Origin of the sequence: Streptomyces sp. NBC_01217 (genome assembly GCF_035994185.1) — a bacterium.
GTDB lineage: Bacteria > Actinomycetota > Actinomycetes > Streptomycetales > Streptomycetaceae > Streptomyces.
In genome coordinates, this window is record NZ_CP108538.1 from 6,957,919 (window position 1) to 6,973,954 (window position 16,036).

Sequence of the window (16,036 nt, forward strand, 5' to 3'; positions counted from 1 at the left end):
CCCGGTTCAGCGGTCCTGGTGCGCGAAGGCCGGGTGTGCTGATGGACCGACAACCTTGCGATGTGCGCCTGGCGTTGTGCGAACTGTGGCAGGCATTCGGTGGGATCGCCCTGCTGAGCCGATACGGCCCCGATGTCCCCTGGCCGCACTCGGCCTGGGCCCGCAAGGCACACGGAGCGCTGACGCCCCGTCTGAGAGCGGTTGTTGCTCTGTCCCGGCCGCGGGGGCGCATCCCCTCGTTCCTGACCGCGGGCGTCACTTCGCGAAGGGTGAGTGTGGCCGATGAGCTCGACGAAATGGTGCGCACACCGCCCGGACTCGTCCGCGACGAACTCGCCCAGGAGTATCCCGAGGCGTTCACCGATCCGCTGATCGCCGCGCTGATCCGTGACCCCGAGGCACAACTCCACTACCTCGCCGTGGAGTTCGCCAACTTCTGGCGGACCGCCATCGAACCGCGCGGCGCCGGGCTCGCGCGTTCCCTGGAGGAGGAGATCCTCTTCCGCTCGCGCACCCTGGCGATGAGCGGGGGAGCGGCGCTGCTCCACGACCTCCGGCTCCCGCCCGAGCGCACCAACGGCACGGCCCGCCTGACCGTCGTACCGATGCTGCTCGCGGACGACACCCACTGGTGGTCGGTCGCCGACGGCAGGACCGTGGTCTCCTTCGCGGCGCGGGGAGCCGGCCTCCTGCACGCCGAGCCGGAGAGGGACAGCCCCGCACAGCCACAGCGCGCGGACCGTCTGGCGATCCTGCTGGGCCGGGGCCGCGCTTCCGTCGTCCGCGAACTGGCCGTACCGATCACCACGTCCGCGCTCGCCGACCATCTGGGACTCGCCGCGAGCACGGTCTCCCAGCATCTGGCGGCCCTCGTGTCCGCCGGTGTGGTGCAACGCCACCGGGCCGGCACGCGCGTCCTCTACGAGCTCAACCGTGAGGGCGTGACCTTGACGGAGTGCCTGATGAACCAGCAGCCGACAGACGTCATGGAGCTGACACACGGACGTGGCATCCGATAGCGCATGCACCGCAGACCACCCCTGCGCAGCGTCGCGCAACTGCGACGATTCGGCGCACACCGAAAGGCTTGTTCCCTGCCCTGTGTTCGACAAAAGTCGAGGTGGGAACCGCTCGACCGGAGGACCGCGAAGACGTGGGCCGGCCACATGGAGCCGTTCGCGACGCGACGGCACGCCTCCCGCCCGGTCCGCCAAGCCCCTGAGACCTTTTGCCCTGGAGTGATTGCATGCCGACGCCTGCCCGATATCTGCATCGAGCCCCTTCGGACCTCCCGTATTTCAGCGCTGACGGTGAGTCCTATCTGGCGCAGACACCGCTGAGGGACATCAAGAAGTCGCGCGAACTCCGCGTGCTCTCCGAAGAGGACTTCTCCTTCTGGCAGACCTACGGCTACGTCATCGTGCGGGAGGCGATTCCCGCTGCCGCCGCAAAGCGTCTGCTCGATTTCACCTGGGATTTCCAGGGGCTGGATCCGGCACGGCCCGACAGCTGGTACGAGGACAGGCCGTTCCGGTCGGACCTCGACAGGGAGCTCCATGTCTATGGATTCGTCGAGGCGTACCACCACCAGCTCATATGGGACAGCCGTCAGGCGCAGCGGGTCTATGACGCATTCGTGGACGTGTGGGACTGCGAAGAGCTGTGGGTGACCCTGGACCGGCTCAATCTCAACCCGCCCAATGTCAAGAACCGCGACCGCGCGCTCATCGCGCCCACGGACAAGGGTTTTGACATCGAACTCCACTGGGATGTCGACACCACGCTCAGTGTTCTGCCGCAGCGGGTCCAGGGGATCGTCGCGCTGAACGACACCCAGCCGGAGCTGGGCGGCTTCCAGTGCTCGCCGGAGCTGTTCCGGCGGTTCGAGCAGTGGAAGGTGGCCCAGCCGGCGGACCGGGATCCCATCAGGCCGGACGTCGACCGGGCGGAGTTCCCCGTGGTCCGGCCGCAGCTCCAGGCCGGTGACCTGCTGATCTGGAACGGTCTGCTCGCGCACGGCGTGGCACGCAACACCTCGGAGAACGGGGTTCGTGCCGTTCAGTACCTCTCCATGATGCCCGCTCTGGAGGCGCACGACGATCTGCGGCAGTCCCGGGTCGAGTCATGGCGTCACCTCGCCACCCCGGACTGGAACCAGACGCTGGTCGGCGACGCCACGAAGCATGAATCCCTTCGGTACAAAACGGCCGCGCTGAACGAGCTCGGCGAGAGGCTGCTGGGGCTCACCTCATGGAACGGTCAAGAATTCGAACGGTCGACCGGAGAACCGGCATGCGTAGAATCTGCCTGACCCTTCCCACGAACAGGGCATGCGCCGCGACGATATCGGCCATCGGTGAGGAAGCGGATTACGCGGCCGCCCACTTCGATGTCGAGGTGCACCTGCTGATCCTGGACTCCTCCGACGACGAGACATTTGCCGAGCACGCCCGGACGGTGGCCGAGGAGCGCCGAGCGCCGAATGTGATCGTGCATCATCTCGGCGAGGCCGAACAGCGCGACTTTCTGCAGCGGGTGATCCATCGTTCCGGTGTCCTCAAGCCGGATCTGATGCTCGATCTCATGCTCCCCGCCGATGTCTCCTACGGTGCCTGCACCAACCGCGCATTCCTGATCGCCGGTGCGCTCGGATGCCGGTCGGTACACCGCAGGGACTCGGACAGCACCTATCAGATCCTCGACGGTGAGCCGGTCTTTCCCATTCACCATGAGCTCACCTCACTCGGCAAGCCCGCGAGCGACGCTGCGAGCGGCGTGTCCGAGACGGTGCTGGACCAGGAGCACGCACACAAGCCGGTGGCGATGGTGGGCAGTTCCTTCGTCGGCGAGCTGTCGGTGGACATCGGAGAGATCTCCCGGCTGGACAGCGGCATCTACTACGACGTCGTCAGCCTGTGGGCGCCCCGTGACTGGCCGGACGAGGAGAAGAGGGAACTGGTCGACGAGTCGTTCCGGGGGGCGGGCACCGAACCGTTCACCGGCGACCACTCGACCCTCACCCATGTCGACCCCATGCGCGTGGACATGTGCAACATCAGCTTTTTGCACGAGGTGTACGAGCGCGTACCACTGCCGCCCGCGACCGACACCATCGGCAGCGACTACTTCCTCATGCACCTGGTGTACGACGGCACATTGCCCGGCGTCCTGCACAACCGCAACATCGTCAACTTCTACACGGCCGAACGCAGAACCGACGCCGGATTCGCGGCCTACCAACTGCGGTTGACGAAGTTCTTCCTGTCGATGCTCTACTTCAATTTCATCTACGACAGGATGGCGGCGGCCGGCTCGTCACTGCTGGACGGCGGCCATCGCGTCCGGCCGGACGCGGTCGTCGAACTCGCCACGGAGGCCGCCCGGCTGGACCGGGAGGAGAACGTACACCGGCTGGACGTCCTCGACCGCTCCTACCGGAAACTGGGCGGCAGATACGCCGAGTTCGCCGACCGCCTGACTTCGCTGGGACCGCGGCTGCTCGAAGAGGCCCAGGAGGACATCGAGGACTTCGCACTGCTGACCGAGGCGTGGGAACCCCTGGTACGGGCGAGCAGGACCACGCCCGTCCACCGGACCGGCCGGTAGTTGGGCCCGGAAATCTCATCATGCACCTGAACGCGCCCATGCGTGCAGCCCTGGCGGCGGCCTCCGAGGACCGGATCGTCTTCGATCTCGGCGGGATCGAAGCCCAATACGACTCCCTGCTGGCGGAGTTGCCCGACATCTCCGTCCGCTTCGCGATGAAGGCCTGTCCGGTGGACGAGGTTCTCGCCTGTCTGGCGCAGAGGGGCTCCGGTTTCGACGCGGCGAGTCCCAATGAGATCGCGCAGGCTCTGAGAACCGGCGTGCCGGTCAGCAGGATTCATTACGGCAACACCATCAAGTCGGACCGGAACATCGTCGACGCGTACCGTCTCGGCGTCAGGGACTTCGCGACCGACAGCACGCAGGACGTGGCGGCCATCGCGGCCCACGCCGCCGGATCCCGTGTGTTCTGCCGACTGGCCACCAGCGGAGACGGGGCGCTCTGGGGGCTCAGCCGGAAGTTCGGCTGCTCGGCGGCCGACGCGGTGCTCGTGATGGAAGCGGCACACTCGGCAGGACTGACGCCCTCGGGCCTGTCCGTGCACGTCGGCTCGCAGCAGATGACGTCCGACGCCTGGCAGGACGCCTTCGAGCGCCTTGCCGACGTGCTCACGTCCCTGAACGCCCGGGGGATCTTCCCGGACCACATCAATCTCGGCGGAGGCCTCCCCGCGCTCGGCTATCTGGACAACCGGGGCAGGCCGCTGGATCCCCCGGTCGACAAGATATTCGCCGTGATCCGGGAGGGCATGCAGCAGCTCCGGGCCGTATCGGAATCCCCGCTCGCATTCATCATGGAGCCGGGACGCCACCTGATCGCCGACCACGGTGCGATCAGGGCCCATGTGTCACGGCTGTCGTCCAGAGAGCAGATCGACGGCGAGCGTGAGCACTGGCTGTACCTGAGCTGCGGGAAGTTCAACGGCCTTTACGAGATGGACCAGTTGCAGTACCGGCTGGTGTTTCCCTCTCATGCCGGCGGTGAGCATGTTCCGGCTGTTGTCGCGGGCCCCACATGCGACAGCGACGACGGTTACGCCCATGAGCACAACCGTGTGTCCGTGCCCGCGTCCGCGGCATCGGGGGATCCGGTCTGGATACTCTCCTGCGGCGCGTACGCCATCGGTTACATGACCCAAGGGTTCAACGGTTTCAATCCACTTCCGTACACATGGATACGCGGCGAGTAGATGGATCACGACGTGCGCATACGGCACATCTCCGATGGTGACTGGGACGGCATCACTGCGCTCGAAGCGAGCGTGTACACCGACCACGGACTGTCGGAGGGACGGGCGGCGCTGCAGTCCCGGGCCCATGCCTCACCAGGGACCTGTTTCGTTCTCGACAGCGGGCGGCGGATAGCGGGATACCTGCTGGCACTGCCCTACCCGATGTTCGAGTACCCGGATCTGGACCGGACGGAGGACGTCATCTTCCATTCCCGGAACCTGCATCTGCACGATCTCGTCGTCGCCGAAGAATTCCGCGGAAGAGGCCTGGCGAAGAGACTGCTGCACCATTTCACGGCAACGGCCGGGTCGAAGGGGTACGAGGGAATCTCCCTGATCGCCGTCTCGGGCAGCGCCACCTTCTGGTCGGCAAACGGATACCGGGCCCACCACGACGTCGCGCCGCCCAGGAGTTACGGCGCGGACGCGGTGTACATGTCCCGGTCGGTACCGGGCGGCCGCACCAGGAACACGAACCTCGCCGATGAACCATTGTGCACGGCACCTCTGAAAGACGAAGTGGGCTGATCTCACATGTTTGGCATTCACGATCAATTTCGCCGGGCACAGCTCGCGATCGCGGCGTTGTTCTGTTTTCTCGGGTTCCAGTACGCCACCTGGGCCTCGCGGCTCCCCGCGATCAAGGCACGGCTCGACCTGACGGAAGCGGAACTGGGTCTGTTGCTGATGGCCTGCGGGGCCGGGGCGGCAGCGTCGTTCCCCCTGGTGGCGATGTTGATGAAGCGGCTGGGATCCCGGCGCCTGGCGTTTGTGTCCGCCATCTGTCTGAGCGTCCTCCTGCTTGCGCTGGCTGTGGCACCGAACTACCCGGTCGCACTGCTGATCATCTGCTGTGACGGTGTCGCCGTCGGAAGCCTGAATGTCGCCATGAACGCGCAGGGGGCTGCCCTCGAAGTCAAGTACCAGCGCACCGCGATGGCCAAACTGCATGCGACATTCAGTGCGGGATCCTTGTTCGCAGCGCTTCTCGCATCGGGCATGAATGCGCTGACCCCGGCCGTCTCGGCGCATTTCGGTGTGGCCACCGTCATTCTGTTGCTGCTGGTCGGACTCACACAGTCGGGATTGCTGACGGAGGACCAGCAGGCACCGAAGAAGAGCCGCCGCAAGCTGACCAGGCCCTCGCGCGTGACGATATGGATGGGCTGCGCGATGGTGTTCGGCACGGTGACCGAAGGCGCCATGAACGACTGGTCCGCGCTCTATATGAAGGACGTCGTCAACGCGACGGCGGAACTGGCGCCCATGGGCATCGCGGTGGTCTCGGTCATGATGGTGCTGGCCCGCATCTTCGCCGACGGCTGGCGCAGCCGCTGGGGCGACGGACGCATCGTCCGCGTCGGCAGCGCGGTGGCCGGCGCGGGTCTTGCGCTCGCGCTGCTGGCCGGCGGCGTGGTCCCGACCCTCATCGGGTTCGCCTGTGTCGGGCTGGGCGTCGCAGCAGTGACACCGTGCATCTATGTGGCCGCCGCGGGACAGGGCACGGACGCACTGGCCCTGGTCGCCGCCATGGGAACAACGGGTCTGCTGGCCGGACCCGCGGTGATCGGCTTCATAGCGAGCGCCAGCAGCCTGGTGTGGGGCATGGGCGCCGTCGCAGCCTCGGCCGTCCTCGTATCCCTGTGTGCCACACAGATCCGCTGGCCGAGGCTTGCCGAGTCCTGACGACGCGCGGCCCCGACCCCTTCGTGCCTCTCATCCGCAGTCACCCCGGCTACATCCTGGATTCCTCCGATGCCGACGTGGACGTCCGCGAGTTCGAGCGGCTCGCGCTGCGTGGACAGAGGGCCCTCGCACAGGACCTGTCCCGGTGGGAGCAGGCGTGCAACGGGGCGGGGCCGGTGCAGGCAGAGCTACGCCCCGGCCACCGGGCGGGAGGCAGGATCCGACGGCGCCGGGGAGATCCGGTGCGCGAGGCCGGCCCGCAGCGGCCCGTAACCGAGGGCGAACTGCAGATACTGGGGCACCGCGAGCCGGGAGTCCCGGCAGGCAGCCCTGACCGGCCCGGGTCGTGGCCCCCGCGCCGTCACGATCCGCACCGAGGCATCGGCCAGCTCCTGGAAGGCCTGGCCACCGGATCGGGAGGTGGAGTGCGCCCTGGACCACCGGCTGAGCGATCTCGAAAGATGAACCGGGGCGAGTTCGGACCGGTTTCGAGACCGTCGTGGAGAATGCCGTGGAGAATAATGAGGCGGACCGGCCGTGAAGGGGAGAGCGTGATCGAGAAAATACTGCCGTCCCGGATGGCCGTGGAAGAGGCGTTCTCCGATCCGCCCGGCGCCGTGCTCTTCCCCGCCGAGGAGGAACTGATCCGTGGTGCCGTAGAGACACGGCGCAGGGAATTCACCACCGCACGCCACTGTGCACGCCGCGCGCTCGGCTCGCTCGGCATAGCCCCCGCCCCCATTCTCAAGGGCAGACGCGGCGCCCCGATCTGGCCACCGCAGACGGTCGGGAGCATGACCCATTGCACGGGCTACCGCGCCGTCGCGGTCGCCCACCGGGCGGACGTCCTCACCGTCGGCATCGACGCCGAACCACACGCGCCGCTGCCGGACGACGTGCACGAGACGATCGCCCTCGCGACGGAGCAGCGGCGCGAGCGAGAACTGCGCAGGGAGCACCCGGGGATCCACTGGGACCGGCTGCTGTTCAGCGCGAAGGAGAGCGTCTACAAGGCGTGGTTTCCGCTCACCCAACGCTGGCTCGGCTTCGAAGAGGCCGACATCGTGCTCCACTCGAACGGAACCTTCACCGCCGGGCTGCTGCCCTCCGCCACGGAGGCCGCCCTGGCCGCCGGGTCAGCAGCACCCCCTTCGGCTTTCAACGGCCGCTGGCTGGTCGCGGACGGTCTCGTGGTGACCGCGATCGCCGTCGAGAACACACCGTGACCGAACGCCTGGCCGAAGGCGCATTCGGAGGTCGCGGCCGGTGAAGTCAGGCGCAGGGCGTGGTGGTCGCTGGCCTCGTACAGGTTCGTCGGCCATACTGCCCGCCGTGGAGCAGCGCATAGATCCGAAGACTCAGCCCGGGTACGCCGCGGGGACAGACCCGGCGTACATCCCTGGTCTCACGGCCCCCGTCGCCGTCGGAAAGACGGACGCGAGCCGGGAGCAGACAGAGCAGGAACTGACAGATCAGGAACTGACAGGCAAGGGACAGACAGAGGAGCGGGCGTCCGGCGCCGTTGCGGAGTCCGTGACCGAAAGTGCGGCAGCCGACGGGGAGGTTGCCGCCGAGGCGGCCGCCGACGACAAGGAGGCAGCGGACGGCCCCGTATTCGAGGTGAGCGACCGCCGTGGCTCGATCACCGCGGACCGCGACGGCGTCCGGTTCCGGCTCGACGACCAGGAAGCCGACTTCCACTGGGACGAGATCGGCGCGGTCGAGGTGAAGACCCCCCGATTCGGCCGACGGTTCACCGTCACGGTCCATATGTCGACCCGTCGATGGTTCAACGCCGAGGTCGAGGCACCGGCCAGGAGCAACCTCAAGCAGTGGGCGGAAGAACTCGACGCGGTCCTGGACGTCTACTTCGAGGAGTCCTGACCTCGACGGCGTCGTCCGGGGAGGCTGGGCCGGCGGCCGAAACGACCGTCGGCCCCCTCGCGACCGCAGACCTCGTCCTGGTCGGCGGGGCCTCAGTCATCCCGGCCTCTCCCGGATCATCCCCGACTGTCCCCGCCCTGGAGAGGCGTGCCCCGGTTGACCCCTACCAGCCATTGCCGAACCGGGCCATCGGTTCAATGAGTTCACGCTCCTCATAGGTCAGGTGCGAGACAAGAGCGTCGGCGAGCAGATCTATCGCCGAGCGCAGCTCCCCGGCGTCGGCGTCTCGCCCGGCCTCGCCCCCGGCCCAAGCTCCGCTGCTGCCCGTGACTCGGGCGACCAGTGCTCGGTCGATGCGCTCGATGACGCCGTGAATGGCGTGGTGTTCCTCGATCAACCGGTCCAGCACCGGGCCCAGCCCCGGTTCGGAGCGCCTCAGATACGGGAAGAGACCCAGATCCTCCCGCTCATGATGCGCTGTCGCCAGCTGACAGTACGAGGCGCAGTAGGCACCCAGCCCCCATGAGTTCTGCCGCAGGCTCAGCTCCTGCTGATCGTGGGCGGCGACAAGATTGCGTGCCGGTTCCTGCTGCTGCCGCGTGTAGCGCCGCTCCGGGGGCGCTGGAGGCCCGACAGGCCGGGTGGACCTGTCCCACAGCCGCGCTGCGCCGTGGGGCGTCGCGGGGGCCGGGGAGGGGCGGATGAGGAGCGGCCCGGCGTCGCCCACCGTTCCTCCGGCGCCGTTCGCGGGCAGCAGGAAGATGCTCGTGCCGTGCTCCAGAGCGAGGTCCGCCAACTGCTCGGCCCAACTTCCCGGCCGCCCCCTGGGAAAGCTGCCGGGGGACAGGTTGTAGAGACGGCGTACGGCTGCGGGAGAGCGGCCCTCCTCCTCCGCAGCCTCGTCCACAATCCGGTGGCCCGCCGCCAGCTGACCCGGCGGAACATGCGGCACACTCGGCAGCCATCCGTCCCCGATGTGCCCGATCAGCCGCAGCATGCGCGGCCCCACCTCACCGATCCAGACGGCGATGTCATGCGCCCGGACGGGCCCCGGGGCCGCGCCGTACAGGCCGTAGTGCTTGCCGTCCAGCCGGGCCTCGGGGCCGGGGCGCCACAGAGCCCGCTGGACGTCGATCGCCTCGCGGGTCGCTCCTACCGCCTCGGCGGGGGTGTGCCTGGGCCCGCCCTCGGCGCCGATGAGGTCCCAGTACGCCCCCGCACCCAGGCCGATCTCGACCCGCCCGCCACTGAGCAGGTCCAGGCTCGCGGCACTGCGGGCCAGCGCGGCGGGCGGACGCAGCGGCAGATTGGCGACGTTCGGGAACACCCGGATCCGAGTGGTGGCGGCGGCAATGACCGTGAGTGTCGTCCAGGAGATCCGGCCGATACGGATGATCGGGCACGCTCACCAGATCGAGTCCGCCCCGCTCGGCTGCGACCGCCAGCTCGACGACCTCGTGCGGCCGGGCGGCCGAAGGCGTCAGGATGGCTCCGAAGAGCAGGTCATGTCCGTAGTCCGTCATGGGAGATGCTCCTCGGCTCAGCCGGTGGTCGAGTCGCCTCGCGCCCGGCCGGTGCTCGGCCCACGGAGTTCGACTGCGGGTACGACTGCGGGGGCCGGCGATGTGGACCTGCGCAGAGTGCCGGGGCCGGCGAGCGCGGCCACGGCGGCCACACCCAGCGCGATCGCGGACATGGTGAACGCCGTCGTGTAGCCGGACTCCGCGGGAACCCGGGTGCCGGTGATCACGTGGGACGCCACGACGGTGGCCGCTATCTGGGCTCCGAGCGAACCGCCGATGGTCCGCATGATCGTGTTGATACCGGTTGCCTCTCCCATCTGCCGAGGGTCGACAGCACTCACCACAAGGTTGGCGAGCGCGGCGAAAGCAAAGCCGACACCGATCCCCAGGACTGCGGACCCGACGTACATCGTCCATTCCGTGTCATGTGCCACGGCGTAGACGACAAAGCCCGCCAGGCCGATCAGGCACGCCAGCACGAGCGGCAGCTTCCAGCCGAGGGCCGCACCGAGCCGCCCCGCCACCGGGCTGGCGATCAGCATCGTCACCGCCATGGGGACCATGAACAGGCCCGACTCGGTGACGGACGCGTCGAATCCGTACCCCGCCTTCGAGGGCGTCTGGGCCAGCAACGGAACCAGGGTGAACGCGCCGTACATACCGAAGCCGATGATCAGGGCCGCGACATGCGAGGTGGCGACCGCAGGGCGGCGCAACAGCTCCATGTCGATCAGTGGTTCACGGACACGGCCTTCCATGACGACGAAGACGCCGAGAAGAACCACCGCCGCCGTGAACAGTCCGATCACGCCTGCCGAGCCCCAACCCCAGGACTTTCCCTGGCTGATGGTCAGCAGCAGCGCGACGATGCCATCGGTGAGCAGGATCACGCCCGGCCAGTCGATCCGGCCGGGGGAGCGTGAGGGTGACTCCTCGATGAACACCGCCACGGCGGCGATGCCCACCAGGATCACGACCAGCCCGAGCCAGAACACCCAGTGCCAGCTGAGCGTGTCGATGATCGGGCCGGGGATTACGAGTCCGACACCGAATCCGATCCCGAAGGTGGAGCTGATCATCCCGATCGCGACCGGCACCCGCTCACGCGGGAACTGGTCCCGCACGATGCCGAAGGCGAGCGGGAAGGCGGCGGAGCCCACGCCCTGCACCGCACGGGACGCGATCAGCATGCCCATCGAGGTGGACAGGGCGGCGAGCAGCGTCCCGATGGCGAACACCACCAGGCTGGCAATCAGAACTCTGCGTCTGCCGAACATGTCGCCGACCCGGCCGAGCAGCGCGGTGGCCACGGAAGCGGTCGGCAAGAAGGCGCTCAGCACCCACGAGGTGGTCGTCGTGGAGGTGCGGAACTCCTGCTGGAGGTCGGGCAGCGCCGGCACGACCATCGTCTGCATGAGAGAGAAGGACAGCACTGCGATCAGCAGAGCCGCGAAGGGTGCCGCGGAGGAGCGCGGCCTCGCCGGATTTAATGTCATGAGGGAATCGTTACACATCGACATCATTACGTCCAGGGTGAAAAAATCGCTATGCTGGCTCCATGAACGAAGCCGAGAAATGTGGCTCCAACGGCCCCGGCGGCTCCAACGGTCCTGACGGATCCAGCGGGCCCGACGTGTCCGGCGAGCCCGCCGACGGCGAGGCATTGCGCCCGCCGAGCCTGCTCGCCCTCCCCACCTATCTGGTGAGCCATGTCGCGCGGATCGGTCACGACGCGCTGGTCTCCGGTATCGCAGAACACGGCCTGCGGCTTCCGCACTTTGCCGCGCTCACCGCGCTCGCCGACTTCGGCCCGCTGCCCCAGCACGAACTGGCCGACCGGCTCGGTCTGAACCGCAGTCATCTCGTCGGCTATCTCGATGCCGTCGAGAAGCGAGGCCTGGTGCGCCGCGACCGCGACCCGGCCGACCGTCGCAGGCAGGTCGTCGCGCTCACGCCGGAGGGGGAGCGGCTCCAGCGGATACTTCAGGAAGTCGCCGAGCGCTCGCAGGAGACATTTCTCGCCGACCTGTCCACGGCCGAACGGGCTGTGCTGGCCGCGCTGTTGCGTAGAGTGCTGGTCTCCGACGACCGAGCAGGCGCCGCGTCGCACGCCTGAGGCCGCGGGCATGGCGAGAAGCCCCTCGCGAACGCCCGGGTGAAGGGGATCGTGAGGGGCTTCGTGAGGGGTTTCGGTCAGGCCTTCGCGAGCACCACGGAGCGGGTCAGGTGGCGCGGGCTGTCCGGGTCCAGACCGCGGGCGGCGGCGCGGGCGATCGCCAGGCGCTGCACGCGTACCAGATCGGCCAGCGGGTCCAGGCCGCTCTCCACCCAGCGGGCGCCGGTCGCGAGCACCTGCTCCGCAAGGCCCTCGGGAGCGGTGCCGAACATCCAGGTCGCGGTGCCGGTGGTGGCGATGCTGATGGGACCGTGGCGGTACTCCATCGCGGGGTACGCCTCCGTCCAGGACAGCGACGCCTCCTTCATCTTGAGCGCGGCCTCGTTGGCGAGGCCCGCCGTCCAGCCACGGCCCAGGAAGGTGAACTGGGTGCAGTCCAGGAGGCCTTCGGGCAGCGGCTCGGCCAGTGCGGTCTGCGCGTCACGGACCACGTCATCGGTGTGCAGACCGAGGTGGGCGCGGAGCAGTGTGAGCAGGGTCGTGGCGAACCGGGTCTGCACGACGGACTGCTCGTCGGCGAAGTCGAGCACGACGACCTCGTCGGCGGACGTCATGACCGGGGTGTCCGGGTCGGCGGTGATGGCCACGGTGCGGGTGACGCCACGGAGCCGGTTGAGCAGTTCGAGCACCTCTGTCGTGGTCCCCGAGCGAGTGAGGGCGACGACCCGGTCGTAACTGCGGCCGAAGGGGAACTCCGAAGCGGCGAAGGCGTCGGACTCGCCCTGCCCCGACCCCTCGCGGAGCGCGGCGTATGCCTGAGCCATGTAGAAGGAGGTGCCGCAGCCGACGACCGCGATGCGCTCACCGGTCGCGGGCAGAGCGGCCGTCTGGGTCCGGGCCAGCTCGGCAGCGCGGCGCCAGCACTCCGGCTGACTCGCTGTCTCGATCTCGACAAATGACACGGTTGCACTCCGTACTCGTAGTGGATGCTCGTTTACGCACGTTATATGGGCAGTACGAGCATTATCAAGCATTCTTCTTGCAGGAACTTGACTGGACGGAGCCTTGTGCGACCCTTGCGCGTGTCCGGTGACCGTACCCAAGGGGATGGGTGTCCGAAGCCCGGGTTCATAAGGAGAGTTCTCTTGTCCAGGGATGCCCGGTGGAACGCGCTGCTGGAGCTTGTAGGTAAGAACGGCCGGGTGGAGGTCGAGAACGCCGCCGCGACGCTGGACGTCTCGGCCGCGACCATCCGTCGCGACCTGGACCAGCTCGCGGAGCAGCAGCTGCTCACGCGTACCCGCGGGGGTGCGGTCGCGCACGGCGTCAGTTACGAACTGGCTCTGCGCTACAAGACCGGCCGGCACGCCCCGGAGAAGCAGGCCATCGGCCGCGCCGTCTCCGAACTGGTGGCGGTCGGCGAAGTGGTGGGGCTGACCGGCGGCACGACACTGACCGAGGTGGCCCGATCGCTGGCGGTGCGCCCCGACGTCGTCGGCGACACTGCGGCGGGTATGGGCGGTCAGCCGACCCTGACCGTGGTCACCAACGCCCTCAACATCGCCAACGAGCTGGTCATCCGGCCGCAGATCAAGATCGTGGTGACCGGCGGAGTGGCCAGGCCGCAGTCGTACGAGCTGACGGGCCCGCTGGCCAGCGGGGTACTGGGCGAGATCACGCTGGACGTCGCCGTGCTGGGCGTCAACGCGATCGACATCGAGCGCGGAGCGTACGTACATCACGAGGGTGAGGCGAGCATCAACCGACTGCTTGCCGAGCAGGCCCAACGGGTGGTCGTGGCGGCCGATTCCTCGAAGATCGGAAAGCGGGCCTTCGCCCGGGTCTGCGATCTCGGACAGATCGACTTCCTGGTCACCGACAAGGGGATCACACCGGAGGCGACCGCCCGCTTCACGGAGGCCGGCGTCACCGTCATCGCCGTCTGAGGCTGCCGTCCGATGCCGCAGTCCGGCATTGCTGCCCGAACACCGGGCACCCGCCGCTTCGCGCGCGGGTGCCCGCGGGCGATGTTCGCTAGGCGCACGCAGGAATCTTATCTATGTCAAACCTTGCTCATTATGCCTGTCTAATGAGCAACTCCCGTCATCTGGGTGCGCCTTGTGGACCATGTGACTGTCCCCGCGCCGAGTGCGAGGCCCTGACTGTGCCAGTATGCGGTCCTGACCGGCGCCACCCGTACGGGCGGTCAGAAGGGACTGGCCTGCCGACCGGACCCGCACCACCGGCCTGCTGCTCCAGAAGGCTGCCTACGGCATCGATGTCCCGCACTGGCTGGCCGACGGCTACACCCGCCGCGTCAACGCGCTCGGCGACACCGCCACCTTGTCTACGGCGACCTGCCGCGCCGCGAGTCGGACACCCTGCGCCTCGCGAACCGGCTGCGCGAATTCGACTGGCCGCCGATTGCCCGGAACACCGGTCCCAGCAGTTACCGCGCCGAGGCCGACATCACCTACCGGTTACCGGAGGCCGACGGCTCGCACGGCGGCGGGGCACGCGGATCCGGCGTGAGCCGTGTCGGCGGCCCTCCGGTGACAGCGTTGTCCGACACCGTCACCGGAGGCTTTGGTACAGCTGTTTTCAGCCATGCTCAGTGGGTAGTCGGCCCCTTCCGGTTTGGTGGCCGCTCGATCGGTATCCGCCGCGATGCGTGACACCGTCGGGTGAATTGGGGGCGATCATCCTGAAGATGCCGTATGGGGGCGCAGGGGCCCGGTCTCGCAGGGTCACCGAGCCGCCACCACCCAAGAGCGCGAGCGTCGATTTTGCGCCAACGGAACCATAGGGTGGCTGAGTTCGAACGCATGGCCGGATCGCGGTCGGCATAATCGCGTCCATGTCGATCACGAGTGGAGACGTCGTTGACCTGGGGCGGGACCTGTATGCATGGCTCCCGCCGAAACGGGGCTGGGGGCTGGCGAACTGCGGCCTCCTCGTCTCGGCCCGTGGCGCGCTCTGGATCGACACCCCGTACGACGTCGTGCTGGCCGGCCAATTCCTGGCCGAGTCCTCGAAACGGCTGCCCGACGGTGCCTCCATCGACCGGGTCGTCGTCACCCATGCGAACGGTGACCACTTCTGGGGCGCGGGCGTACTGCCGGACGCGGAGATCATCGCGACCCGTGAGGCCCGCGAGCACATCCATTACGAGCCCACTCCCCAGCAGCAGCACGCGCTCGTCTCCACCGGCGACCGGGCGACTGCGCTCGGGGCCTACCTCGGACGTCATTTCGGCCCCTTCGACTGGTCGCATACCGAGCCGGTGCAGCCGACCACGTACTTCACGGGGGAGCTCGAACTGACCCTGGGGGAGTATCCGGTCCAGATCACGGCCCTGCCGTCGGCGCACACCACCGGCGACCTGATGGTCCATCTGCCGGCGCAGAGCGCCGTGTTCAGCGGGGACGTCATCTTCTCCTCCACCCCTGACCGGCCCGGCGACCACCCGGTTCACTGGGCCGGTCCCCTGAGCAATGTGATCGCGGCCTGCGAACGGGTGCTGGCCACCGGCGCCGAGACCATCGTCCCGGGGCACGGACCGGTCCTCGACCAGGCCGGGGTGCGCGATCACATCGGGTATCTGGAGTACGTACGCGAGCGTGCCCACGCCTTCCACACGGCCGGGATCCCATCCCTTGAGGCCGCCCGCCGGGTCATCGCCGAGGGGCGCTATCCGGAGCTCGGCCTCCCCGAGCGGCTGGTGGTGACCATCGGCAGCGAGTACCGGCAGCTCGACGGCTCCGAACTGCCCGGAGTGCTCCAGGTGATGACCGATGTCGCCGAGGTCGCTCAGGAAGTGGAGCCGGCACACGAGCCGGCAGGTCCGGCGGAGAAGCACGTGGAGGAGTAAGCGGAGGAGTAGGCGGAGCTTCTGCGCGCAGAAGCAGGCGGAACTTGTGCTGCCGCTTCAGCCGGAAGACCGATCCGACCAAAGATTCCGACTAAAGAAGTGCATCCGACTAAAGAAA

Annotated in this window: 14 protein-coding genes and 1 pseudogene; 12 read left to right on the forward strand and 3 right to left on the reverse strand. The window is 68.0% G+C overall.

Features of this window, described 5'->3' with window-relative positions; translation table 11 throughout:
* Positions 1–41 precede the first annotated feature (41 nt).
* The 8 genes from OG507_RS31060 (at position 42) to OG507_RS31095 (ending at position 8,408) form a co-directional block, all read left to right on the forward strand.
* Positions 42–1,019 carry a helix-turn-helix domain-containing protein gene (locus tag OG507_RS31060; RefSeq protein ID WP_327370419.1) on the forward strand — a complete coding sequence of 326 codons (978 nt, stop codon included), beginning with the start codon at positions 42–44 and terminating at the stop codon, positions 1,017–1,019.
* A gap of 227 nt (positions 1,020–1,246) precedes the next feature.
* The gene (locus tag OG507_RS31065) at positions 1,247–2,311 is read left to right on the forward strand and encodes a phytanoyl-CoA dioxygenase family protein (RefSeq protein ID WP_327370420.1); all 1,065 of its coding nucleotides are present in this window, start codon (positions 1,247–1,249) and stop codon (positions 2,309–2,311) included.
* Positions 2,293–3,606, forward strand: coding sequence for a DUF6271 family protein (locus OG507_RS31070; RefSeq protein WP_327370421.1), 1,314 nt, complete (start codon positions 2,293–2,295; stop codon positions 3,604–3,606). Before OG507_RS31065 ends, OG507_RS31070 begins: the two co-directional genes overlap by 19 nt.
* 20 nt (positions 3,607–3,626) lie before the next feature.
* On the forward strand, positions 3,627–4,796 hold the full coding sequence (locus OG507_RS31075) for a type III PLP-dependent enzyme (RefSeq protein ID WP_327370422.1): 1,170 nt from the start codon (positions 3,627–3,629) through the stop codon (positions 4,794–4,796).
* Positions 4,797–4,808: 12 nt separating this feature from the next.
* Positions 4,809–5,366, forward strand: coding sequence for a GNAT family N-acetyltransferase (locus tag OG507_RS31080; RefSeq protein WP_327370423.1), 558 nt, complete (start codon positions 4,809–4,811; stop codon positions 5,364–5,366).
* A gap of 6 nt (positions 5,367–5,372) precedes the next feature.
* Positions 5,373–6,524: an MFS transporter gene (locus OG507_RS31085; protein ID WP_327370424.1), complete on the forward strand. Its 1,152-nt coding sequence runs from the start codon at positions 5,373–5,375 to the stop codon at positions 6,522–6,524.
* Positions 6,525–7,075: 551 nt separating this feature from the next.
* On the forward strand, positions 7,076–7,750 hold the full coding sequence (locus tag OG507_RS31090) for a 4'-phosphopantetheinyl transferase family protein (RefSeq protein WP_327370425.1): 675 nt from the start codon (positions 7,076–7,078) through the stop codon (positions 7,748–7,750).
* Positions 7,751–7,856: 106 nt separating this feature from the next.
* On the forward strand, positions 7,857–8,408 hold the full coding sequence (locus tag OG507_RS31095; RefSeq protein WP_327370426.1) for a hypothetical protein: 552 nt from the start codon (positions 7,857–7,859) through the stop codon (positions 8,406–8,408).
* Positions 8,409–8,571: 163 nt separating this feature from the next.
* Here the strand turns inward: OG507_RS31095 and OG507_RS31100 are convergent, their stop codons facing one another.
* Positions 8,572–9,735: an LLM class flavin-dependent oxidoreductase gene (locus OG507_RS31100; RefSeq protein WP_327370427.1), complete on the reverse strand. Its 1,164-nt coding sequence runs from the start codon at positions 9,733–9,735 to the stop codon at positions 8,572–8,574.
* A gap of 213 nt (positions 9,736–9,948) precedes the next feature.
* Positions 9,949–11,427, reverse strand: coding sequence for an MFS transporter (locus OG507_RS31105; protein WP_327370428.1), 1,479 nt, complete (start codon positions 11,425–11,427; stop codon positions 9,949–9,951).
* A gap of 62 nt (positions 11,428–11,489) precedes the next feature.
* On the opposite strand from OG507_RS31105, the gene OG507_RS31110 reads away from it, so the two are divergent.
* Positions 11,490–12,047, forward strand: coding sequence for a MarR family winged helix-turn-helix transcriptional regulator (locus tag OG507_RS31110; protein WP_327370429.1), 558 nt, complete (start codon positions 11,490–11,492; stop codon positions 12,045–12,047).
* 77 nt (positions 12,048–12,124) lie between these two features.
* Here OG507_RS31110 and OG507_RS31115 read toward each other — a convergent pair whose 3' ends face one another.
* Positions 12,125–13,009: an SIS domain-containing protein gene (locus tag OG507_RS31115; protein ID WP_327370430.1), complete on the reverse strand. Its 885-nt coding sequence runs from the start codon at positions 13,007–13,009 to the stop codon at positions 12,125–12,127.
* Positions 13,010–13,192: 183 nt separating this feature from the next.
* Between OG507_RS31115 and OG507_RS31120 the strand changes: the two genes are divergently transcribed.
* The 3 genes and pseudogenes from OG507_RS31120 (at position 13,193) to OG507_RS31130 (ending at position 15,918) form a co-directional block, all read left to right on the forward strand.
* Positions 13,193–13,993, forward strand: coding sequence for a DeoR/GlpR family DNA-binding transcription regulator (locus OG507_RS31120; RefSeq protein WP_327370431.1), 801 nt, complete (start codon positions 13,193–13,195; stop codon positions 13,991–13,993).
* A 265-nt stretch (positions 13,994–14,258) separates the two neighbouring features.
* Positions 14,259–14,560: pseudogene (locus OG507_RS31125) on the forward strand (hypothetical protein); the annotation flags it as partial.
* A 344-nt stretch (positions 14,561–14,904) separates the two neighbouring features.
* On the forward strand, positions 14,905–15,918 hold the full coding sequence (locus OG507_RS31130; RefSeq protein WP_327370432.1) for an MBL fold metallo-hydrolase: 1,014 nt from the start codon (positions 14,905–14,907) through the stop codon (positions 15,916–15,918).
* Positions 15,919–16,036 lie beyond the last annotated feature (118 nt).

Bases quoted from the DNA above. Each gene is read 5' to 3' on its own strand.
- OG507_RS31060 (WP_327370419.1), top strand. From the start codon at position 42: ATGGACCGACAACCTTGCGATGTGCGCCTGGCGTTGTGCGAACTGTGG.
- OG507_RS31065 (WP_327370420.1), top strand. From the start codon at position 1,247: ATGCCGACGCCTGCCCGATATCTGCATCGAGCCCCTTCGGACCTCCCG.
- OG507_RS31070 (WP_327370421.1), top strand. From the start codon at position 2,293: ATGCGTAGAATCTGCCTGACCCTTCCCACGAACAGGGCATGCGCCGCG.
- OG507_RS31075 (WP_327370422.1), top strand. From the start codon at position 3,627: ATGCACCTGAACGCGCCCATGCGTGCAGCCCTGGCGGCGGCCTCCGAG.
- OG507_RS31085 (WP_327370424.1), top strand. From the start codon at position 5,373: ATGTTTGGCATTCACGATCAATTTCGCCGGGCACAGCTCGCGATCGCG.
- OG507_RS31105 (WP_327370428.1), bottom strand. From the start codon at position 11,427: ATGACATTAAATCCGGCGAGGCCGCGCTCCTCCGCGGCACCCTTCGCG.
- OG507_RS31110 (WP_327370429.1), top strand. From the start codon at position 11,490: ATGAACGAAGCCGAGAAATGTGGCTCCAACGGCCCCGGCGGCTCCAAC.
- OG507_RS31130 (WP_327370432.1), top strand. From the start codon at position 14,905: ATGTCGATCACGAGTGGAGACGTCGTTGACCTGGGGCGGGACCTGTAT.